Genomic DNA, 21,566 nt, shown 5'->3' with positions numbered 1-21,566 from the left:
GTTATTCCCCGTAATAATAATAGTTATTCTTCTTATTTTCTACCCCATTTAAAACAGTACCAATAATTTTTCCATGTACCTTTTTAATTAAATCCACAGAATTTAAAACCATTTCCCTTTTAGTACTTCCAGCTCTTACAACCAGTAACACTCCATCTGATTTAGTTGATAATACTTGTGCATCTGTTACTGCTTGTAGTGGTGGTGTATCAAGAATGATATATTTAAACTCATTTTTCATTTCTTTAATAAAAGCTGCCATAGCTCTAGAAGATAACATTTCTGAAGGGTTAGGTGGAATTTTTCCTGCTGTTATAATTGTTAAATTTTCATTATAACAATTGGCAACATCTTCAAAAGATTCCTTCCTTAATAAAAGTTCCGCAGTTCCAGAAATATTTGATATTTTAAATTTTTTATGTATTGAAGGTTTTCTCATATCACAATCTACTAATAAAACTTTATTACCACTTTGTGCTAAAGAAAGAGCTAAATTCCCACTGGTCGTTGATTTCCCTTCCCCTGGCACTGAACTTGTTACTACAATTGCTCTATATTCATCATCAAAAGAAGAATATTCAATATTACTTCTTAAACTTCTGTAAGCTTCAGCATCAATTGATTTTGGTGCTTTTTCCATTACAAACATTAATATTTCCCCCTATTCTAAATCAGACATTGGAATAACTCCAAGTACAGGTATATCTAAATCTTTTTCTAATTGTTCTTTATTTTTATAAGTATTATCTAAATATTCTAATAAAAACACTATACCAAGGCCTACCATCATTCCTAAAATGAAAGCTATAGCTATATTCATCTTTTTATTTGGTGCCACTGGTTCTTCTGGTAATTCTACAGTTTCTAGAACTCTCACATTACCATTAGGTACTAATTCTTGTGCTGTTGTAATAAATTCATTTGTTATATTCTCCAACATATTTTTTGCTATATTGGGACTTGTACTTTTATATGCTATTTGTATCATTTGTGTATCAGCCACTGTTGTAACAGATACATTATTTAATACATCTTCTACCTCCAATTCATATTCACTATTAGTTATAGATCTATTAATTAAATCCTTAGTTTTTATAAGCTCTGAATATGTTTTTAAAAGTTTTTGATACATTGTTATATCATTATAGTTATAATTTTCTACACTACTTTCTTCTTTACCTATAAAAACTTTTGTACTTGCTTCATATGTAGGTGCTATTATAAAAAAGTTAAAAATCCCTGATACCAATGTTGCTATTAAAGTACATAAGGCTATTATTTTCCACCTTTTCTTTACTGCATCTATTATTTCAGATATACTAATTACTTGTTCTTCCATATACTTTTCACACTTCCTTTTTATAAATATTATATGACTTTTTCTATTATATAACTTTAAAGCATAAAAATACTACACAAATTTCAATTTATTATTAAATTAAATTAAATCCACTGTGATTTTGCATGTTTTTATTTGTCACTTTACATAATATTTTATATTATTTCTTTATTATTTTTAAGTATTTTTTATTTCTATTAAAACCAATTTAATGTATTTGTACTAAATAATTTAGATTTAAAATATTCCAAACAACTTTTTTCTTTCTTTTATAAATAATGATTTTCTTACTATTTCTTTATCTTCCAATACTAATTGTCCATTTTTACCAAATTCACCTTTATAGTCTCTTAAAACTCCTGAAATTGCTTCTGATATGTCTGTGTTTCTATTTACATTAGAATGAGCATCTGAACCAACAACAGAATACACATTATTTTCTAAATAGTTTAATGCTAATCTTTTTACATCCTTACCAAAATCACCAATTACACTTCCTGTATTTAATTGAAATAAATATCCTTCTTTTATAAAATCATTAATTAAACTAGGATTTTTAATAAATGGTATATACCTTTCTGGATGAGCAATAATTGGTATAATTCCCTTTAATGTTAACTCATATAAATTGTCAATAACACTATTAACATCAAACTCCATCATTGGAAGTTCAATTAACATATATCTACTATCATTTATAGTTCCAATAGCACCTTCCTCATAATACTCTAATATATTTTCCCTATAATAAACCTCTTGTCCACAGTATATTTCTATATCTAATTTTTCTTCACTTACCATTTGTCGTAATTCATTTACTTTATCTTTTACCTCACTATATTCAACATTAAACCTTCCTTTCATATAATGTGGTGTTGCCACTATTTTTTTTACTCCACATTCAATAGATAACTTTAACATTTCTAAAGTCATTTCCTTACTCTTAGACCCATCGTCTATTCCGTAAATAATATGTGAATGCATATCTACCATAATCTTCCTCCATATAACATATTATTAAATTATAAGCTTCTTAAATAATATATCATATTTTATATTTTTTTGTATAATTACATTCTTAGTAATTTTAATAACCCTAAATGAAAAAATACCCTATATTTATACATAGGATACCTTTATTCATTTATCTTTATTCATAATAGTTATATTTCTTTTCTACAGTATTTTTAACTGCATTTAATACTGTTCCCATTACTGTTGCATTTACTTTTCTTAATAATCCCACCGATGAAGCAACTTGATTTTTCTTGGTAGATTCTGCTTTCACAACTAATAATGTTCCATCAGCTTTACTGCCTAAAATTTGTGCATCAGTTACCAATTGTACTGGTGGTGTATCTATAACTACATAATCAAAATTTTCTCTAGCTTCCTGTAAAAATATATTCATAACTTCACTTGCTAATAGTTCAGATGGATTTGGAACCTTAGAACCTGAAGTGATAACTGTTAAGTTTTCATTATATTTATAAGAAACTTCATCAAAAGATGATCTACCCCTTATTAACTCAGTTAATCCTTTTGAATTAGATATTTTAAATTTTTTATGTAAACTAGGTTTTCTTATATCACAATCTATTAGTAAAACCTTTTTTTCAGTATCAGACATAGAAATAGCTAAATTCCCTGCTGTTGTACTTTTCCCTTCCTCAGGAAAAGAGCTTGTAACAACAATTACTTTATATTTATCATCAAATGATGAATATTCTATATTAGTTCTCAATCTTCTATAAGATTCTGCTTCAGTTGATTTAGGTTTTCTAGCTATTGCAAACATTATAAGCACCTCTCCAATAATAATTCTTCATAAATTATATATCATCTTCTCCATTCTGAAAAGATTGGCATTTTATATTTATTACGACAAATAAGTTATTTTTTTCCTTATTTAATCCTTCTTATTTTTATGTTATTCTATTTATTATTAAATTTATAAATTAAAAGTGCTTATAATCTTTATTTTAAATATAATTTTTAATAATTCTTAATAATTCTTATAAAACCCTTAATATTTCATTGTCATTTATTGTCTTATTTTTTTTTATTATCTGTTATCTACTATAATACATTTATGGATTTTATTTTTAATTTTTATATTGATTTTATGCATATTAATAACGATAATAAATATAGTTAATAATTAATTTTTTATAAATACATACCAATAGGGGGACATATAATGAAATCAAAATTTTTAAATAAAGCAATTTTGATGCCACTGTTCTGTGGAATTTGTTGCTTTACTTTAACATTTTTGCTAACTAAAGGTATTAACCATGATGAAGGTAAATATCTTGAAATAACAAGTAGAAACAAAAAATTATTATCAAATTTGCAAAAAATAGATTTGGAAATCTTCTCTTTAGAAAAACAAATACTTGATGCTAATGAAGATATTTCTAAACTAAAATCTCAAAAAGAAAGTCTTCAAATTTCACTTGGATTAGACATTGAAGAAACTACAGAAAATGAAAATGGTGAAGGTGAAAATGTGAATTCAAATTTAGCTCTTCCATTACAAGATAATGAAGAAGATTTAAGCTATCCTAGCTACTCTGAACAAGAAACTTCTTATTCAACTAATAATTCATATAGTAGTAGTTTAAATGGTGGAAACTCATCACTACTTGAAAGTACTCCTCAAACACCAGAACCTCCAGTAGTTGTTCCTCCAGAAAACAATAATCCAATTGAATCCAATACCGAGCCGGATAATAATTTGGATACTGACTCTATTCCACCTACATCAGCTGAAGATGATATACCTTCTGATTCATCACCTGATAGTGATACAAACTAAATATTATGAAATTTAAAAAATATATGTTAAATTAGTAGTAAATATGTAATAAATAAAATATAGAGCGGAGGTGAAAACTGTTATCAGTTTAAAAAATATATACTTATAAATTTTTATGCATTGGTAACGGTTATTATGGATACAAAAAAAAGAATACGCAAAAGAAAAAATATAAAACTAACTAATTATTTAACAATAATTATAATATGCATCATTTCCATCTTTGCTGGTTTCTTTACAGAAAAAATATATTCATCTTTTTCAAAAATTTCTTCATTAGAAAAGTCTAATATAAAAAATGAAGAATCCCTTAAAGAAAAGCAAACTGAGCTTTCTAAATTAAAAGAAGAACTTCAAAATAAACTTGATTCCATTAAAGAGTTAGAAGAAACTATTTCTAAACTAAATTCTCAGTTAGAACAATAATACTCTTGGGAAGAGGATTATTATTTAGAATAAATTTTATGCTCTTATACTTAATAAATAAAAATGAGTTATATCAAATTTGATTTTTATATAACTCATTTTTATTTATTGCTCCATTTGTAAAATACCATTTATAGCTGATTGATAATTATATAAAACTCCATCAGCACCTAGCATATACTCTTTTACTGTATTATTGGGTAGCCCTAAATGTACTGTAAAATAATATATATCTTATTGTTGTATTTTTTAAGTTATAATTTAAACTTTTTAAATATAGCTGGGTATAGTCCAATACCAAAGAATACAACCATAAAGTATCTGATGAAATCAAATACTAATTTTTTAGGTAAAATTGCTTTTAAACCAACCTTTAAAATAATTAAGATTGCAAGTCCAATTACTATTCTTAAAATTTTATTAGATAACTTTCCTTCCACCGAAAAATTAATATACTTCTTTTCCACATAAATACCTAGAACAAAGCCTAAGAATGTTCCCATACCCTTAATAAAATCTGCTGAATGAGCATAGAAAAATGCTGGTAGAAAAATTGTAAATGTAGCAAAATATAAAGCAATCCTATTATTAATTTTACCAAATAACTTATATGTAATAAAAGATGTCAACAAACCAAAGATAGCTCCAAACAAAACATCTTTGGGATAATGCACTGGTGCTAAAAACATACTTAAATGTGTATATTTTTATTTATTCACTACTTCATTGTGTCCTATTTTGCCTAAGCTACTTTGGGTTGTATAACACTCCATAGCATTTAAGAATACACCAAAATCCCTAAGACTAAAGCCTCTCAACATTTTAGGCTCTAGAATAATTACTTAAATTAATACTTGCATTATAATCTCTATTTATTTCTAAACCACATTTATCACATTTATAATTTCTATCATTAAGTTTTAAATCTTTTTTTATAAATCCACAACATGAACAAGTTTTACTTGATGGATAAAATCTATCTACTTGAATAAATTCAATTCCATTAAATTCACATTTATATTTAATTTGTCTCATAAACTCATAAAATCCTTGTTCTGCTATTGCCTTAGATAAATGCTTATTCTTCATCATTCCACTAATATTTAAATCTTCCATTACAATTCTATATGGATAATACTTTATTATTTTATTAGTAGTTTGATGTATGTGATTATTTCTTATATTAGCTAACTTTCTATAAATTTGCTTCACATATTTTTCTAGTTTAATAATATTATTAGTCTTAACAAATTTATTTCCCTGTTTATTACTTTCATATTTTCTGCTAATACTACGTTGTAAGTGTTTTAATTTATTTTTTAAATTTTTAATTCTTTTTGTTTTATTTATGTTTTTAAATACATTACCATTAGAACAAGTAGCCAAATCTTTTACGCCTAAATCTATTCCTATTGATAACTTTTTATTCAAAGTAGTTTGGTTTTCTTCTACTTCAACACTAAAACTTAAAACCCAACACCTTCCATTGTAACTACAGTAAGGATTACTATAACTACAATCTTTAGGAATACTATAATTTGTTTTAAATCTTACTTTTCCTATCTTTTCAATGTTACACATATTATCTGTGAAATATAAACTATCACATCTAACATAAAAAGATTGTTTAGATTTTCTTTTAGTTTTAAATTTAGGATATTTAGATTTTTTATTAAAGAAACTTTTAAATGCTTTCTCTAAATTTCTAATAGATTCTTGTGTTACCTTACTAGAAACTTCATTTAGCCATTTAAATTCTTCTTCTTTCTTTAGCTGAGTAAATTCTTTTCTTATATTTCCTATTGAATATTTTTCATTATTATTATATTTTTCATTACACTTATTCAAAGCCCAATTATAAGCAAATCTACTACAACCAATACTTTTTAACATTAATACTTCTTGTTTTTTTGTCGGTAATAATCTTATCTTTATTGACTTTTTCACAATTTCATCTCCTCATATATCCATTTTTTAGTTATACCACTTTTATAACTGTTTTATTCTAAATTATATACTTTTTAGAGGTGATATTTTTATCAATAAAGATATAACTTTAGTATTAAAAACTAAACATTCTTCGTAATTAAAAATTTAAATTATTTATTCTTAGAAATTTTATTTTGGTTATTTGAATAAATAAAAATATACACACTAGTATATTTTTAGCGTGTTCAATATAGTTCGTTACTCCATACCAGTTCTCCTATGAACTTCTTATGTTTTCACATAAGCACAGACTATATCACCACCTTTTTAAAAGGTGCTACCCACTTCCATCCACTTAGATGTACTTCCTTTACGGAATAGTCGTTGAAGTTTCCTCTGTTCGAGGCTTACCTGCTGATTATCCATTTTATAAACACTTAGGATTTAACCTTATGCCATCTAACTAATTTTTTCTACTCTCGTAACCTTCACGCTTAACCTTATTTCATGTTTACGTTGTGGTTTAGTTAGCTTTAGGAACTTCCAGCAATTCAAGTAGTTTTGGATAGGTCTTTGCCTATCACTCCATGCTCTTTATAAACATGGGGAGCTTTTTATATTAAAAATATATTAAACATATTTGTATATATTTCTAACAACTAAATAGTTGCTCCTAGATATAATCTTGATATTGCTACAGAAACTATAATAATACCTGAAATAGCATACATATAATTCTTCTTTAAATAAATAGCTATTGCTCCCCAAAAAGAAGCTGTCCCTTGTGTATGTCCACTTGGAAAAGAATATCCAGTGGCAGTTTCAACTCTTAGAGATCTTATACCTGGCTCTCCTATAGGTCTTTTTGCTTTAAAAACATCCTTAACAGCTCCATTTATCAATACACTAGTTAAAGAAGAATAAGCAATATACTCGCCCATTTTCTTATTAAATGTCCAATAAATAACAGCAATTAAAGGAATTAAAATTGCTTCTTCTCCAAACATAGTTATTAATTGAAATAATCCATCCAAAAACGGACTTGCTATACTTTGTATTGACCTGATAATATTTAATTCAAACTCCATAATTATCCCCCCTTACAATTTAATAACAATATTATATCACTCATTAAGAAAAATTTTTAATTCACTTACCAAAATTTTCTTGAAATTATAAAGCTAATATTTTTAGATAGACATATTAATCTTATGATTAATATCTAAAATACTTACCTCAACCTTCTTGCTTACAATTAATCTAAAGTTCTCTTACACCATATTATTTAAATTATTTTTTATATTTATGAATAAATTACTAATAATATACCTATAATAATTAATGAACGTTTATCCTTTTAAAAATCAATATTTATACTTGTGCTAAACTAAAAGAAGATGCTGCATCAAATGTTATTTTGATACAGCATCTTTCTGAGTTCTAAAGTATTTTATTTATACTAAATACTAAATTTCAAACTTAGTTACTTTTCTTTCAGTTACTTGTGCTGCTGACTTAGCTACAAAGTTTCCCTTAGAAGTTTGAAAAATATCATTTGCTATTATAGCATCCATAAGTGTCACTGCTTCATCTTGTGTTATATTCTCCTTCACATTAGAAACTGACATTGTTGTTTTTTCCCCTGTAGAAGTTAAAAAAGTCATTGATAAAGTAAATTCCATAAAAAAACCCCCTTAGATAATGATGAATGATGAGTGATAAATTATGAATTGTGGAATAAACTCCGAGAGGAGTTTAGAAAGAATTAATTTATAGAAACTCTTCGAGTTTCATCCTTAATTCATCATTCGTAATTCATAATTCATAATTTTTATTCAGATTTTAGTAATGATACTTCTGTTAAGTAGTAGTATCTAGTGTTTGCCCCTATAACACCTTTGATTGCTTCTGCTACTGCATAAACCTTTTCTGGATCTGCCCCATCTTTTACTCCTGAAAAGCTCTTTTTGCTGTAAGTAGCATTACCACTTGAATCCACCCCACTTTCCACTTCAATTGCTAGTGATGTTGTTGAAATTTCCTTGCTTACTGCCATTTTACAGTCCCCCTTTTTATTTATCTTGTAAGTCTTTCGCCTTACATATAATAAATATGCACCTAAAGAATTTTGTGAAATTTTTTTTAGGAATTTTTCAAATTTATTTGAATATTTTTCATATAGATGTAAATACTTATAATACCCTTTTAATTTAAAACCTTCGTGTTTTTAAATTCATTTTCCTTTTTATTTTTTGTTTTATTTAGTGTCATTAAACTTAAAAAGCTGATTACATAGAAACCTAACCTTCCATGTAACCAGCTTTCTGCTTAAATTAGCTTATATCATTTACTTTAGTTTTTTAAAAATTGGCTGATGAAATGAGTTCTTGCCGAGTACACTGATTTTTAAATTCTTATTTGTATTTACTTCATTTAAAAACAACTTATCAAGACTAAGTTTAGTACCAACTGTCATCCTATTCCAAGTATATCCTTTGAACAAATCTCTTACTAAAAACTCTTCACCTTCATTTAAATTATTAACCTCGGAAATAGCTTGTTCTAAATATTCATTCATATCTATTCCTCCAAAATAATTAATATAAATAAAATATAATTTTAATGTACCGGCTTTATATCCATCTATTTTGTTTATATTAAAAAAATAATAATTTTATTCCTATAATATGTCTTATTCTCACTAAAATAATTTGTCGATAAGATTTTTTTACAAATTGGTAAAAACTGAATATTTATATAGTATAATAAACACATGTTCTATTATGTGTTTTATTTTTTAAAAAGGGGGAGTTAAAAATGGATAAGACCATAGTAAAAAAATTTAAAGAAGGAAATAAAGATGCAGCTCTAGCTGTACTGCACAAATATGAACCACTTATTAATAAATATTGCTTAAAGACAAACTTAAAGGGATTTGATAAAAATGATCTTAGACAAGAGGCTAGCCTTTCAGTACTTAAAGCCTTAAATGCTCTAGATTTAAATAAAGACAGCATAACATATGATGCTTATATCATGAATACCATCAGAAATACCTTTAATGTACTTATCCGCAATCACCACAAATCTAATTTAGAATCCAGTCTCAATATTAATGTAGTAGGTGATTATGATATCATTGATTTATTAGAAGATAGTGTAAATCTAGAAGAATTACTAATTTCAAGTTCTATACACACAACACTAAAAGAAGCATTATCTACCTTATCATCAGATGAACTAGAAGTACTTTATCTTATATTTTACAAATTCAAAGGAAAACTTAGGCCTTATTGCCTAGAAAAAGAAATCACACGATATGAAGGAAAAAAGAACTTAGATTTAATACTATCCAAGCTTAGAAAATTTTTCATATAATATATTATTATATAAAAAATGCGTGTTGGCACTTGCTCAATCACGCATTTTTTTATTAACTTAAGTTACATTATTGTCCTTTTTTCTTCTGACAAATTTAAAGCCTATTAAAATAGCTGTAAGTGCCACTACTAGTGCCACAGCCTTTGAATTCCCCCCTGTGTTAGGAAGGGTTCTTCTATAATTTGTGCTGGTGTTAGTGCTTAACTTACTAGCCATAGAAAGTCCGCTTAATTTGTTAATAGTGCTTCCACTGCTGACATTACCATCACCACTTGGAAAAGTTAATTTTGGCATAAGTGAATTTTCCTTAAATACCAAAACAGGTCCCTCATTATCTTTCGAAATAGTAAATTTAACTGGAATCATATCCAAAACATAACCTGCTTCAGGTGCTATTTCTATAAAGTAATAATCTCCTTCAATCAAATTATCAACAGTAATTTGCCCTTGTTCATTGGTGGTGTAGATATCTCCCATCTTATCTAGATTTTCATCAAGTAAAATGAACATAGCTCCTACAAGAACCTTTTCATTATTTCCTCTTTCAACATTGGTTAATACTACAGATCCCTTATAAACCTCCTCTGCTGGTTCTTCTGGATTAGGCTCTGTATTAACTTTTGGAATAGCTGTAATGCTTGCACCAATTAAAGCTGCTCCATTTACAAGTACTTCTGTGCCTTCAGTAACACTTTCCTCTGTATGTGCTATAGTACCACTTATGGTAATTTTCCCAATGTATATTGATCCTACATCTAAAATTCTTTCTTTAAAAATAAGTTTTACAGTGCCATCATCTGCAACACTTTCTTCACTGAAATCAGTTTTTTCATATTTTATATCTTTTACAGTGATAAATGTAGGAATCTTAATCTCTAATGTATCTCCAGCCTTTATTTTATCCTTAGTACAATACATTACACTTAAATCAATATCATCGTCTTCATTTAAGCTAATATTGTCTTCATAGTTTACTTCTTCATCATTAATTAATAATGATATCTTCATTTGTTCAGTATCTTCTTCATCTTCTTTAGGCTCTTCACTTTCAGTGTCACCTTCATTTAGTTTTTCTGTAGATTCTCCAGGCACTATAACTTCTTCTTTATCTTCAGTTATAGCTCCTTCAGATTCCTTTTCATATTGAAAAATTTCTTCTTGTTCATTAGCTTCCTCTGCAGTAGGAAGTTCTTCTTTTGTTTCTTCAACAAACTCTTCATAACCATTACTTACATTAACTGTCGTAACCTTATGATTTTGGGTATCTTCATATTCTTTTATTTCTTCTGTAATAAGAAGCTCATTTTCAGCATCAAATTCTTCATTACTTTGAATTTCTGCTTGCTCTGAAACTACTAGATTAACTTCTCCATCTTCTAGCTCATCTGCTTTCACTGTAATATTAGAAAATAAGCTTATAAACATAAAAATGCTTATAAATATTGCTATGTTTCTAACATTTGCGAATCTTCTTTTTACTCCTTTCATATATTCACCCTTTTTGTTGATATATTTATAAGTATATTTATACTTATATCTAGATTATATACCAAATAAATACTCTTTTAAATTTATTTTCATAAATTTTATTAATATTACTTATACTATGAATATATATCTTTACTTATATTTCACTAATTATATACTCCATGTACTTTTCTTTAAATTCTTTATACTTTCTTTTTGAAAAATATATTATCTCACCAGTGGATAGTTCCAATAACTCCTTGTTTATCTTTGATATATATTTTAAATTTACTAAATAGCTACTATGTGGTTTATAGAAATTATATTTTGTTAATACTTCATTCCAGTATGATAATGGCCTCATAGAATAATACTTACCTGAATTACAATGAAATACTACTTTTCTATTTTCAATTTCCAAATATCTTATATTGCTTATAAAAATCTTATTTATTTCATTATTATAATTTAATATTATATATTTGTTATTTCTTTTAATTTCATTAACTACAGTAGATATTTCATTATATAGTTCCTTTTCCTTTACAGGTTTAACTAAATATCTAAATGCATTTACTTTAAATGCTTCTGCCCATAACTCCTTTGATGCTGTTAGAAAAATTATCTTAACCTCTTCATTGATTTCCCTTATTTTTTTTGCTGTGTCTATGCCTGATATTCCATTCATTTTTATTTCTAAAAAAATCACATTATATTTACTATGGTTACTATTTAATAACTCTTCACCACTGATAAATTTATCTATCATAAAATCCATATTCTCTTTTATTGAATACTTCTTAATCACATCTACTACATATTTTATTTGCATTGCATTATTTTCACATATTGCTACATTAATCATTAGTTAATACCTCCCTAAATTCAAAATCTAACACTTAAAACCTAAATATAAAAGAACCCTATAAAATAGATTTATTTAACACCTATTCTATAAGATTCCTCCATAATATAATTACCAATACATATCCTTTATAATTAACTTTAATTTATACTCCTATAATACTCATTAATAAGTTTGTCCAATCTAACACTTAATTCTAAAATCTTATTGTCACTTAAAGAACTACTTTTGTCAATTTCATATTCTAGAATTTCTCTTATCTTATCAATTTCATCATATATGTCCATAAAACCACCTCTTCAATAATATTATTCTAAGATTACAACATAAATTTATTTAAATGTATCTTTTTGTAATATCGTTGTTTTTTTTTGTTAAAATGTATGGATATATTTTTATTCTCTTAATTCATATTTTCAACTTAATTGTTTAAAAAAGTATACTGTAAAGAATATAAACGAAATCTATAGTTTAGGATTTTTCTTTAAAATTATTTTAAATTGTGTACTAAATTTCTTAAGAGATTCTGGTTCAAGCTCTATGGTTCCTCCATGAAGATCAACTATTGTTTTAGCTATAGCAAGACCAAGACCTGATCCCTGTTTGCTATTTCTTGATTCATCACCTACTGTAAATGCTTCAAATATATTATTTGCTATATCTTTTGAAATTCCCTTTCCATCATCAGCAATTATTATTTCATAAATATCATTTTTTTCTTTCAATGATACATATATATTAGTACCTTTTTCATTATGTTTAATGCTATTGCCTAAGATATTATCAAATACCCTTTGTAACTGAACCTTATCAATTTTTATTTCCATTTCCTTTTCTGGAATATCCACTTCTATATTAAAGCCACTTTCAACTATATCTTCATATTTTAAAGCAATATATGCTCTTAAATATTCACTTAAATCAACTTTTTCAAAAATAAGATTAAAGTCTGGATGCTCTAGTTTACTGTATTCATGAAAAATATTAATAAGCTCTGTAAGCTTCTTTGATTTTTCATAAATAATCTTTATATACTTATCCTTATCTTCATCAGCAATTATTCCATCTGAAAGCGCTTTAGCATATCCTTGAATACTTGTTATAGGTGTCTTTAAATCATGTGATATATCTGCCATCATACGTTCTTTATCATTCATCAACTTCTTACGTTGATTTTCACTATCTTCAAGCTTACTTACCATAATATTAAATCTATCACATATATCTACAAACTCACGAGGTCCACTATAATCTACAGGTTTTTTTCTTTTTCCTTCTGTTAAAAGTTCCATTGCTTTATTAAGCTTTTCTAATGGCTCATAAAACTTACTTCTAAGAACAAATACAAATATCACCACTAAAATTATATAAGCTATTCCAAACACAACAAAATCTATCTTAGTTAATATATTCATTTTTTTAAAGAAACTATTTGTGTACAACTCTCTTGATTTAATAATAGCTGTTCTTTTTATGCCGTCATTATTAATATATTGATACTTTTCAATAAATAGTCCATTATTATAATAACCTCTCATATAAATAATTTCTTTTTCAGTATAATTTTTTTTTGCTGGCGCATTATCACTTTCTAATATAACATTCAAATTTTTATCTAATACTTTAAACCATTTACTAGTAGATTTTAATGAATTGCTTATAACACCTTCTGAATAATATGATTCAGCAATAATTAGCTTATAACTTTCCCCATTTTCACTATAATAATCATATATATTTAAATATGTATCATCCTTTCTATAGTTTGGTATAGCATTTATCTCATCTTCATTATATTTTTCCTTATTAATATCCTTTCCTAAAGAATAAATTAAATTATAATTTTCATCTAATATTTCTATAGTACCATCTTCACCTGTTATCTCTTTTAGATTTAATTTATTAAATTTTTCTTCCTTCAAGTAATTTTGATATTTCTTAGTTAATCCTAAAATAGCATCATAATCACCAAATATTAAATAATTGCTAACATTGTTTATTAATATAGCTGAAATTATAATAATTACTGTGAATAATATGTAATTATTAATTAGAAGGGAAAATATACTTCCCCTTCTATTTGCCTTTTTAGATTTTTTCAATTTTATAACCAAGCCCCCTTACTGTTTTTAAATACATTGGGTTCTTTGAATCATCTTCTATTTTTTCTCTAATTCTATAAATATGCACCATTAATGCACCATCATCATTTTTGAAATATTCTCCATTAATATTTTCATAAATTTGCACCTTTGTATATACTCTTCCTGGATTACTCATTAAAAGAGCTAATATCTTAAATTCAGTTGGAGTTAGTTGAATTTCTTCCCCATTCTTAGTTAAAGATACTGTTTCTTCATTTAATACTAATTCACCAACTTTTAATATTTTCTTAGATTCTTCTACATTATCTAACTTAAATTCATAACACCTTCTTAAAAGTGACTTTACTCTAGCTACTACTTCCAATGGATTAAAAGGCTTTGTAAGATAATCATCAGCACCTAAGTCAAGACCTAGTATCTTTTCACTATCAAGAGTTTTAGCTGATAAAATTATAATGGGAATATTTGTTATCTCTCTAATTTTTTTAGTAAGTTCATAACCATTCATCTTAGGCATCATAATATCTAATAATGCTAAAGATATTTGACTATTTTTTACTATTTTAAAAGCATCTTCTCCATTATCTACAGATATAACTTTATATCCATCCTTTTCTAAATATAATCTTAATAAACCAACTATATCCTCATCATCTTCTGCAATTAATATATTTTTTGTCATATAATTAATTTACTCCTCTTTACTCGTATCTTAATGCATCAATAGGATTCATCTTTGCTGCTTTACTAGCTGGATAATATCCAAAGAATATCCCTATGGCCATACAGAAAGCAACTGAATATAAAATTGCATAAATATTAGCTTTAACACTATATCCCATGATTTTTGCACCTATTGCTCCAAAACAATTTCCTATTATAACACCTATTATACCTCCTATTATACATATAATTACTGCTTCCACAATAAATTGTATAAGTATAACCCTCTTTCCTGCTCCTAATGCTTTACGAATGCCTATCTCTTTTGTTCTTTCTGTAATTGAAACCATCATTATATTCATTACACCAATACCACCTACTAAAAGTGATATTGCTGCTACAGCACTTATTCCTAGTTTAATACTATTAATCATCTTATTTGTAGATTCCATCATTGATTCCATACTATATCCAGTTGGTTCAAATTTTTTATTTGATTTATAGGCTTCAGAAAAATAGCTGTTTGTCTTATTTAAAAACTCATTTAAATCTACATTTTCTTTAGGTATAATAGTAAAATATTCATACCCCTTACTTTTATTATTAATTTTTTTATAAATTGACATAGGAATAAATACTTTTGTACTTGTTTTTCCATCTGATGAATACATACCTTCTCCATCATTTTTATTATACTTATATACACCACATATATATAGCTTTACTGTATTATTTCCTATATTTGCTTCAAAAGATTTACCTAAAACTTCATCATATGTATATTTACCTTTAAAATACTTATCAACAAAACTATCACTTACTACAGTAACAGCTCTTAATTCATCATTATCTTTTTCCGTTAAGGCTCTTCCAGATATTATTTTAACATTTTCCCCTTTGAAGTAATCTGCATTTACAGCATATACCTCTATATCAACTTTGATTCTTCCATTTAAAAGAGTACTACTTCCAGCACTTTCTGAAAGAGGTACTGCTAATAAATCATCAGCAAATTTTTTTTTATAATCACTTATTATTTCATCTGTAACAAAATCCTTTTCTGTGGGTGCTTCATATTCAGAATAAATTTCTTCTCCATTTTCATTATATGTAATTAAATTTTTTTGTTCTAAGTACATATTAATATTTCTAGCACCAAAACCTGACATTTCACTATTTATTGATGCAGCCAATGAATCTCCTATGGTAACAATGGTAATTACAGAGGCAATACCTATTATAATACCTAACATTGTAAGTAACGCTCTAAGCTTATTTGCTTTTAAACTACTGATAGCTAGCCTTACATTTTCCATTAATCCCATTAACTCACCACCTCTTTGCTATCATTTATAATTTTTCCATCTTTTATGGTTACAATTCTAGGACATTGCTCTGCTATTTCTTTACTGTGAGTTATAAGAATAATTGTTTTTCCTTGATTTTTATTTAAATCATTAAAAATATTCATTACCATAGTACTAGTTTCACTATCAAGTGCTCCTGTTGGCTCATCCGCAAGAATTATTGCAGGATTATTAACTAAACTTCTAGCAATGGCAACTCTTTGCTTTTGTCCTCCTGAAAGCTCATTAGGCATATGATTCATTCTAGATTCCATTCCAACTTTACTTAAAAGCTCCTTAGCTCTTTTTGTACGCTGTTCTGCTGGTACACCTGCATAAAGCATAGGTAATTCCACATTTCTAAGAGCAGATGTTCTTCCTATCAAATTAAAATTTTGAAAAACAAAACCAATCTTTTTATTTCTAATAACATTCATTTCTGCTTCATTGGCATTTTTTATATCTATACCATCTAAATAATATTCACCTTTAGTTTGTTTATCTAAAACCCCTATAATATTCATTAATGTAGATTTACCTGAACCTGATTCACCTACAATAGCCACAAATTCTCCTTCATAAATTTTCAAATCTATACCATGTAGTATTTCTATTTCACTTTCTAATCCAATATTATATGCCTTAATTATTTCTTTCATTTCTATTAGTGGTTTGACTTTATCTATCATTATGCTTCACCTTTACTTTCATTCTCAACACCTTCTGTTGTTTCATTATAATTTGTAAGATCAGCAAGTATTTCACTACCTTCTTTTATGCCACTTCCACTTACTTCAACATAATAATCATTTTCTTCTCCAAGAGTTACTTCTGTTTCAATAAATTGATTATCTTTTCCTTTTACCATTAGGAAATATTTTCCTCCCACCTCTTTAACTGCATCTTTAGGAACCATAAGAACATTTTTCTTTTCTGAAACTATTATCTCTGCTTTAGCATTTGTTCCAATATATAAATCTTTAGCATCATCTATAGATATATCTGCTGAAAAACCACTTGTTTCTCCAGCATTAGCTGTAGGAGATATTCTTGTAAGCTTTCCTGAAATCTTTTTATCACTAGAATTAGTAGTAATCAATGCATTCATACCTACTTTTGCATTTTTAATTTCATACTCTGGAATAATAGCACTTATAATAAGCTTATTATCAGATTGAATTGTAGCAACTTGTCCCTCTGGTACTGCCCCTACCTTTACTTTTAGTTCAGTTACCTTCCCATCTGTTTCAGCCTTTAATACAGTTTTTGATAATCTTTCTTCTAAGTTTTTTAATTCTTCATTATCATCAGCTTTTTGTAGTTGTTTATATGCATCATTAACTGATGATTCAAGATTAGATATTTCTCCATCAGCACTATTAATCACACTTAAACGATTTGCTACTGCTGCTTCATATTGTTCCTTAGCTAAATTTCTATTGCTTATTTTTTCATTAAATATTGCCAGTGCTGCATTATAGCTTTCTTTTATTTCTTCATAATTATAAAGTTGTTTTGCTTCTTCTAATTCTCTTTGTTTATTATTTAAATTTTCTTCTGCACTTTTATAAGCTACATATTCATCAGAAGAAGCATTTCCTCCACTAGCTATCCAAGCATTATAAGCAGAATTTTTAATATTCTCAGCTTCATTATAATTATTTACTTTACTTTCTATTGCACTTAACATTGTGTTATATGTATTTTGAATCTTTTTATAAGTTCCATCATAATTATTTAAATCATTTTCTGTGTTTTCATAGTTACTTTTTAAATTTGATACTACATTATCTTGTGCTGATACTGAAGATACTTTAACATTTTTTGCTTCTTTTAACTGATTAGATAATTTATTATAATTAGCTTCTAATTCTTTCTTATTTTCAGCTATTTCAGATTTTTTCTTTTCAATTTCTTTTGTTATATCACCATCATCTAAAGTACAAATAACATCTCCAGCTTTAACATAGTCTCCAACTTTTACATTAACAGACTTAACTTTTTCCGTTAATGATGTTGAAACCATTGATACTTCTGCACTTTCAATTTTACCATTTACATTTATTGACCTATTTATTTCTCCCTTTTCAACAAAAACAGTTCTAGCATAATTTTCAGAATCTATTGTTTGTTGTGATTTATAAGAATTAATTTTAACAATAACAATTCCCCCAGCCAAAACAGCTAAAACCATAAATATACATAAACTCTTTTTATTTTTATATGTAAATTTTTTAATAACATCCTTAATCTCTTTTCTCTTCATAAAGCAGTTCATCCTTTCACTATTATATAAATTTATTTTAAATATTAGATATTAATTTTATACATAATATAACCTTAATATAACCTTAATATGTTATAGTGACTATAAAGTATTCATTTATAATAACAAAGAGTCTTTTCTAACTCTTTAACTTAGAAAAGACTCTTTTTTTATTTTTAAATGCTAGAATTAATATTCCCAATGAAAATATAGAAATCCCTATGCCTAATCTTAAACCTGGTAACTTATATTTAAATTCAATTTTATGTTGTCCTGGCTGAAGCTTTACACCAATTAATCCATTTAAAATTTTAAAATAATCATACTCCTCACCATCAACTTTTAAATTCCAACCTTCATCATAAGGAATTGAAGTATACATCAATGTCTTATCTGCTGTTACCTTTATATCACCTTTAATATATCCATCTTTATATATTGTATTTTCTATTATATTATAAGATAAATTTTTATAAATGTCTTGGAATCTATCCATATCACAATAATATAATTGTACTTCATCTAAACTAAAGCTATCATTTAGTACAGAAATTTCAATGGTTATTTCTTCATCCTTATCATAGGTGCCAATAAATTGAATATTATAACCATAACCTGTAAACTGATCATACTTTACATTATTATTTACTGTTATGTTAACGCTATTTTGTGAACTAATATTACTTTTCTTGCTACTAAAACCATTTTCATATTCACTAGATTTTAAAAACATATATATTGGTGCATATTGCTCAGCCTTTACAATAAGCTCTATGGTAGCTTTCACACCCTTAATTTCCTTTTGATATACTGTTTCATCATCATATTTCACTTCTGATAAGTTATTTAATTTAATATCAGTGATATTTAATACTTTATATATATCATAATTTTCATTAACCATTAACTTTAATATATCGTTACTATAAACAAATTTATTTTTAACTTCATTGATATTGGTAGACTCTAATCTTTCATTAACCATAAATGCTATAGGTAAAGCATAAGGATTTTCATAAACAGCATAACTCCCTTCTGTTTTAACTTTTTTATAAAACATATTTTGCTTATATTTATAGCACTTAAAAAATTCTGGCTGCTCCATGGAAATCAGATATTTAATACCTAAAATTGAATCTATGGGAATTGTTGAACCCATATTATAAACATTATTAATGACATTGGTTTTAAAACCAAAACTCTTAATTAACTTAGCTGTGTTTTCCTCATTAGCTGAGCTAGAATGACCAAGACCATTATAATTTAAAAGCATAGAATCATTTAAGGTATTTCTATAAACTTGTTCAATTCTATAAAAATTATCATTTAGTGATTTTACTTCTTCAATTAATGGTGAGATGGTTTCAATATAGCCTCCAATATGCTCTTTATCAATATATTTAATATTTTTCATGGAAAGATAAGAATTTAAAGTAAGCTCTGTGACAAGTAGTACACTAATTAAGGGCAATATAATTCTGTTGATATCATTAAATTTAATAAAAATCGTTAAGATAATAACATAAGAAACACTAATTACAAATGTAACTACTATTTTATTTATATCTAAATAATCATAATCTCCATAACTTACTAAGATACTTATCATTGCAAAAAAAAGCGTTACTATAAACAAACTTTTAAAGTTAGTGCTTTTAATTTTTAACCAAGCTTCATATGATAAAGTAATTACAAAAAAGCAAAATATAAATGAATTTCTATATTGAAATCCTATGGGATAATCAAAGCCATGCCATAATAATATAAATGTGCTTATAAAAAAGCTTAAAGCAATAAAACCTAGTACTATTAAAGAAGTAAGTTTATTTCTTAGCTTAATTTCCTTATTAAAAAAATATAATATTAATAATTCTGCCACCATAACTGAACAATAAATATTGGCAGGTGACTTCATTACTTGTCCCATATTATAACTACCAATAAATAACTTGCTTAAGATGCTACTTAAATCCTGTTTAATGGTTATAGCTTCACTAAACAAATTAAAATCAGCCTTACCAGTACTTAAAGATATTGCCACTGGAATAAGTAAAAAAGCTGCCAATCCTCCAGTAATAATTGATGAATAAAAAAACTTAACTGTCCCTGACAAAGTAATTCTTCTATAAATACTGGCTTTATAGAAAAAGTATAATACTGAAAAAATACATATCATATAGCCTATATAATAATTGCTTACAATAACCATAAATAAAGCTATCATATATAATTTATATTTTTCATTAACTATTACTTCTTCAATACCTAATGCCACCAATGGTAATAGCATCATCCCATCCATCCACATTATATTCATTTGAAAACATATGTTATATCCCATAAGTCCATAACATAAGGAAAAAATCACTACTGATAAATCCTTCTTTTTATAAACCTTGCTTATATATATGGAAAAACATAAGGAAGCTAACCCTATCTTTATTAAATAAATACTAAAGATAAACTCACCTATAGCTGACTTAGGAAAAAATATCAAAAGCAAATTTAATGGACTTGCTAAATAGTAAGCAAATAACCCTATATTATTTCCACCAAGAGATTTATTAAATGAATAAAATATACTGCCATCTCCACTTAAAATTTCTTTAAATTTACCAAAATAAGCAACATATTGAGTATACATATCACTGGACACTATAGTCTTTTCACCAATAAAGCCTACTCCTAAGACTGTAAATGTTATAAACAGTAGAACTATTGGAAGTATAAAGGATAAAATAAAGATATAGTTTTCTTTAATTTTCTTCATATGACCTAACTTCATCCTCAACTACATTTATTACTATCACTATTTTCTTATTTCTCTCTAAATTACTATTACTTATATAACCATTATTTATTCTCCATACATTATCCATAATTCACCTCTAAGTATTATTTACATTTTTCACATATTTATTTTACTATATTTGTCAAATAATACTTAAATTTTCATAC

At 26.3% G+C, this 21,566-nt stretch carries 23 protein-coding genes; 3 read left to right on the top strand and 20 right to left on the bottom strand.

Going from position 1 to position 21,566, the window contains the following annotated elements; translation table 11 throughout:
• Position 1 precedes the first annotated feature (1 nt).
• The 4 genes from H8R92_RS00830 to H8R92_RS00815 form a co-directional block, all read right to left on the bottom strand.
• Complete coding sequence (locus H8R92_RS00830; protein WP_186834416.1) at positions 2-649, bottom strand: CpsD/CapB family tyrosine-protein kinase; 648 nt, start codon at positions 647-649, stop codon at positions 2-4.
• A gap of 12 nt (positions 650-661) precedes the next feature.
• Positions 662-1,339, bottom strand: coding sequence for a YveK family protein (locus tag H8R92_RS00825; RefSeq protein WP_186834415.1), 678 nt, complete (start codon positions 1,337-1,339; stop codon positions 662-664).
• A gap of 237 nt (positions 1,340-1,576) precedes the next feature.
• Positions 1,577-2,332 (bottom strand): tyrosine-protein phosphatase, encoded by a 756-nt coding sequence (locus tag H8R92_RS00820; protein WP_186834414.1) that lies wholly within the window; start codon positions 2,330-2,332, stop codon positions 1,577-1,579.
• A 157-nt stretch (positions 2,333-2,489) separates the two neighbouring features.
• Complete coding sequence (locus H8R92_RS00815) at positions 2,490-3,137, bottom strand: CpsD/CapB family tyrosine-protein kinase (protein WP_186834413.1); 648 nt, start codon at positions 3,135-3,137, stop codon at positions 2,490-2,492.
• A 402-nt stretch (positions 3,138-3,539) separates the two neighbouring features.
• On the opposite strand from H8R92_RS00815, the gene H8R92_RS00810 reads away from it, so the two are divergent.
• A complete protein-coding gene (locus H8R92_RS00810; RefSeq protein ID WP_186834412.1) occupies positions 3,540-4,160 on the top strand; it encodes a hypothetical protein in 621 nt (206 codons plus the stop codon).
• A 135-nt stretch (positions 4,161-4,295) separates the two neighbouring features.
• On the top strand, positions 4,296-4,586 hold the full coding sequence (locus tag H8R92_RS00805; RefSeq protein WP_186834411.1) for a hypothetical protein: 291 nt from the start codon (positions 4,296-4,298) through the stop codon (positions 4,584-4,586).
• A 254-nt stretch (positions 4,587-4,840) separates the two neighbouring features.
• Here H8R92_RS00805 and H8R92_RS00800 read toward each other — a convergent pair whose 3' ends face one another.
• The 6 genes from H8R92_RS00800 to H8R92_RS00775 form a co-directional block, all read right to left on the bottom strand.
• Entirely contained in the window at positions 4,841-5,275 is a 435-nt protein-coding gene (locus H8R92_RS00800; RefSeq protein WP_186834410.1) for a hypothetical protein, read from the bottom strand.
• A 133-nt stretch (positions 5,276-5,408) separates the two neighbouring features.
• On the bottom strand, positions 5,409-6,533 hold the full coding sequence (locus H8R92_RS00795) for an RNA-guided endonuclease InsQ/TnpB family protein (protein WP_186834409.1): 1,125 nt from the start codon (positions 6,531-6,533) through the stop codon (positions 5,409-5,411).
• A gap of 641 nt (positions 6,534-7,174) precedes the next feature.
• A complete protein-coding gene (locus tag H8R92_RS00790) occupies positions 7,175-7,603 on the bottom strand; it encodes a phosphatase PAP2 family protein (protein ID WP_186834408.1) in 429 nt (142 codons plus the stop codon).
• Positions 7,604-7,981: 378 nt separating this feature from the next.
• Positions 7,982-8,197, bottom strand: coding sequence for a DUF2922 domain-containing protein (locus H8R92_RS00785; RefSeq protein ID WP_186834407.1), 216 nt, complete (start codon positions 8,195-8,197; stop codon positions 7,982-7,984).
• Positions 8,198-8,346: 149 nt separating this feature from the next.
• Positions 8,347-8,571, bottom strand: coding sequence for a DUF1659 domain-containing protein (locus tag H8R92_RS00780; RefSeq protein WP_186834406.1), 225 nt, complete (start codon positions 8,569-8,571; stop codon positions 8,347-8,349).
• Between the two features lie 291 nt (positions 8,572-8,862).
• Positions 8,863-9,093, bottom strand: coding sequence for a single-stranded DNA-binding protein (locus H8R92_RS00775; protein ID WP_022212169.1), 231 nt, complete (start codon positions 9,091-9,093; stop codon positions 8,863-8,865).
• Positions 9,094-9,332: 239 nt separating this feature from the next.
• Here H8R92_RS00775 and H8R92_RS00770 point away from each other — a divergent pair, with 239 nt between their 5' ends.
• Positions 9,333-9,893 carry an RNA polymerase sigma factor gene (locus H8R92_RS00770; RefSeq protein ID WP_186834405.1) on the top strand — a complete coding sequence of 187 codons (561 nt, stop codon included), beginning with the start codon at positions 9,333-9,335 and terminating at the stop codon, positions 9,891-9,893.
• 60 nt (positions 9,894-9,953) lie between these two features.
• Here the strand turns inward: H8R92_RS00770 and H8R92_RS00765 are convergent, their stop codons facing one another.
• From H8R92_RS00765 to H8R92_RS13280, 10 genes are all read right to left on the bottom strand, one after another.
• On the bottom strand, positions 9,954-11,384 hold the full coding sequence (locus tag H8R92_RS00765) for a SpaA isopeptide-forming pilin-related protein (protein WP_186834404.1): 1,431 nt from the start codon (positions 11,382-11,384) through the stop codon (positions 9,954-9,956).
• Positions 11,385-11,520: 136 nt separating this feature from the next.
• Positions 11,521-12,228: a LytR/AlgR family response regulator transcription factor gene (locus tag H8R92_RS00760; protein ID WP_022212172.1), complete on the bottom strand. Its 708-nt coding sequence runs from the start codon at positions 12,226-12,228 to the stop codon at positions 11,521-11,523.
• 140 nt (positions 12,229-12,368) lie between these two features.
• The gene (locus H8R92_RS00755) at positions 12,369-12,515 is read right to left on the bottom strand and encodes an aspartyl-phosphate phosphatase Spo0E family protein (protein WP_186834403.1); all 147 of its coding nucleotides are present in this window, start codon (positions 12,513-12,515) and stop codon (positions 12,369-12,371) included.
• Positions 12,516-12,692: 177 nt separating this feature from the next.
• Positions 12,693-14,330 carry a sensor histidine kinase gene (locus H8R92_RS00750; RefSeq protein WP_186834402.1) on the bottom strand — a complete coding sequence of 546 codons (1,638 nt, stop codon included), beginning with the start codon at positions 14,328-14,330 and terminating at the stop codon, positions 12,693-12,695.
• Entirely contained in the window at positions 14,317-15,015 is a 699-nt protein-coding gene (locus H8R92_RS00745) for a response regulator transcription factor (protein WP_022167042.1), read from the bottom strand. Before H8R92_RS00745 ends, H8R92_RS00750 begins: the two co-directional genes overlap by 14 nt.
• A gap of 19 nt (positions 15,016-15,034) precedes the next feature.
• Positions 15,035-16,321, bottom strand: coding sequence for an ABC transporter permease (locus tag H8R92_RS00740; RefSeq protein ID WP_186834401.1), 1,287 nt, complete (start codon positions 16,319-16,321; stop codon positions 15,035-15,037).
• On the bottom strand, positions 16,321-17,031 hold the full coding sequence (locus tag H8R92_RS00735; RefSeq protein WP_022212177.1) for an ABC transporter ATP-binding protein: 711 nt from the start codon (positions 17,029-17,031) through the stop codon (positions 16,321-16,323). The genes H8R92_RS00740 and H8R92_RS00735 overlap by 1 nt, the downstream gene beginning before the upstream one ends.
• On the bottom strand, positions 17,031-18,608 hold the full coding sequence (locus H8R92_RS00730) for an efflux RND transporter periplasmic adaptor subunit (RefSeq protein ID WP_186834400.1): 1,578 nt from the start codon (positions 18,606-18,608) through the stop codon (positions 17,031-17,033). The genes H8R92_RS00735 and H8R92_RS00730 overlap by 1 nt, the downstream gene beginning before the upstream one ends.
• A gap of 139 nt (positions 18,609-18,747) precedes the next feature.
• Positions 18,748-21,378, bottom strand: coding sequence for a YfhO family protein (locus H8R92_RS00725; protein ID WP_186834399.1), 2,631 nt, complete (start codon positions 21,376-21,378; stop codon positions 18,748-18,750).
• On the bottom strand, positions 21,365-21,487 hold the full coding sequence (locus H8R92_RS13280; protein WP_022212180.1) for a hypothetical protein: 123 nt from the start codon (positions 21,485-21,487) through the stop codon (positions 21,365-21,367). Before H8R92_RS13280 ends, H8R92_RS00725 begins: the two co-directional genes overlap by 14 nt.
• Between the last annotated feature and the right edge of the window lie 79 nt (positions 21,488-21,566).

It is taken from the genome of Clostridium lentum (assembly GCF_014287815.1).
Taxonomy (GTDB): domain Bacteria; phylum Bacillota; class Clostridia; order Clostridiales; family Clostridiaceae; genus Clostridium; species Clostridium lentum.
Note: the sequence above shows the minus strand (reverse complement) of the source record. Positions and strands in the feature narration are given on the sequence as shown.

Coding starts and splice junctions, on each gene's coding strand:
- H8R92_RS00830 (WP_186834416.1), bottom strand. CDS start 649: ATGTTTGTAATGGAAAAAGCACCAAAATCAATTGATGCTGAAGCTTAC.
- H8R92_RS00825 (WP_186834415.1), bottom strand. CDS start 1,339: ATGGAAGAACAAGTAATTAGTATATCTGAAATAATAGATGCAGTAAAG.
- H8R92_RS00820 (WP_186834414.1), bottom strand. CDS start 2,332: ATGGTAGATATGCATTCACATATTATTTACGGAATAGACGATGGGTCT.
- H8R92_RS00815 (WP_186834413.1), bottom strand. CDS start 3,137: ATGTTTGCAATAGCTAGAAAACCTAAATCAACTGAAGCAGAATCTTAT.
- H8R92_RS00810 (WP_186834412.1), top strand. CDS start 3,540: ATGAAATCAAAATTTTTAAATAAAGCAATTTTGATGCCACTGTTCTGT.
- H8R92_RS00805 (WP_186834411.1), top strand. CDS start 4,296: ATGGATACAAAAAAAAGAATACGCAAAAGAAAAAATATAAAACTAACT.
- H8R92_RS00800 (WP_186834410.1), bottom strand. CDS start 5,275: ATGTTTTTAGCACCAGTGCATTATCCCAAAGATGTTTTGTTTGGAGCT.
- H8R92_RS00790 (WP_186834408.1), bottom strand. CDS start 7,603: ATGGAGTTTGAATTAAATATTATCAGGTCAATACAAAGTATAGCAAGT.
- H8R92_RS00785 (WP_186834407.1), bottom strand. CDS start 8,197: ATGGAATTTACTTTATCAATGACTTTTTTAACTTCTACAGGGGAAAAA.
- H8R92_RS00780 (WP_186834406.1), bottom strand. CDS start 8,571: ATGGCAGTAAGCAAGGAAATTTCAACAACATCACTAGCAATTGAAGTG.
- H8R92_RS00775 (WP_022212169.1), bottom strand. CDS start 9,093: ATGAATGAATATTTAGAACAAGCTATTTCCGAGGTTAATAATTTAAAT.
- H8R92_RS00770 (WP_186834405.1), top strand. CDS start 9,333: ATGGATAAGACCATAGTAAAAAAATTTAAAGAAGGAAATAAAGATGCA.
- H8R92_RS00765 (WP_186834404.1), bottom strand. CDS start 11,384: ATGAAAGGAGTAAAAAGAAGATTCGCAAATGTTAGAAACATAGCAATA.
- H8R92_RS00760 (WP_022212172.1), bottom strand. CDS start 12,228: ATGATTAATGTAGCAATATGTGAAAATAATGCAATGCAAATAAAATAT.
- H8R92_RS00755 (WP_186834403.1), bottom strand. CDS start 12,515: ATGGACATATATGATGAAATTGATAAGATAAGAGAAATTCTAGAATAT.
- H8R92_RS00745 (WP_022167042.1), bottom strand. CDS start 15,015: ATGACAAAAAATATATTAATTGCAGAAGATGATGAGGATATAGTTGGT.
- H8R92_RS00740 (WP_186834401.1), bottom strand. CDS start 16,321: ATGGGATTAATGGAAAATGTAAGGCTAGCTATCAGTAGTTTAAAAGCA.
- H8R92_RS00735 (WP_022212177.1), bottom strand. CDS start 17,031: ATGATAGATAAAGTCAAACCACTAATAGAAATGAAAGAAATAATTAAG.
- H8R92_RS00730 (WP_186834400.1), bottom strand. CDS start 18,608: ATGAAGAGAAAAGAGATTAAGGATGTTATTAAAAAATTTACATATAAA.
- H8R92_RS00725 (WP_186834399.1), bottom strand. CDS start 21,378: ATGAAGAAAATTAAAGAAAACTATATCTTTATTTTATCCTTTATACTT.
- H8R92_RS13280 (WP_022212180.1), bottom strand. CDS start 21,487: ATGGATAATGTATGGAGAATAAATAATGGTTATATAAGTAATAGTAAT.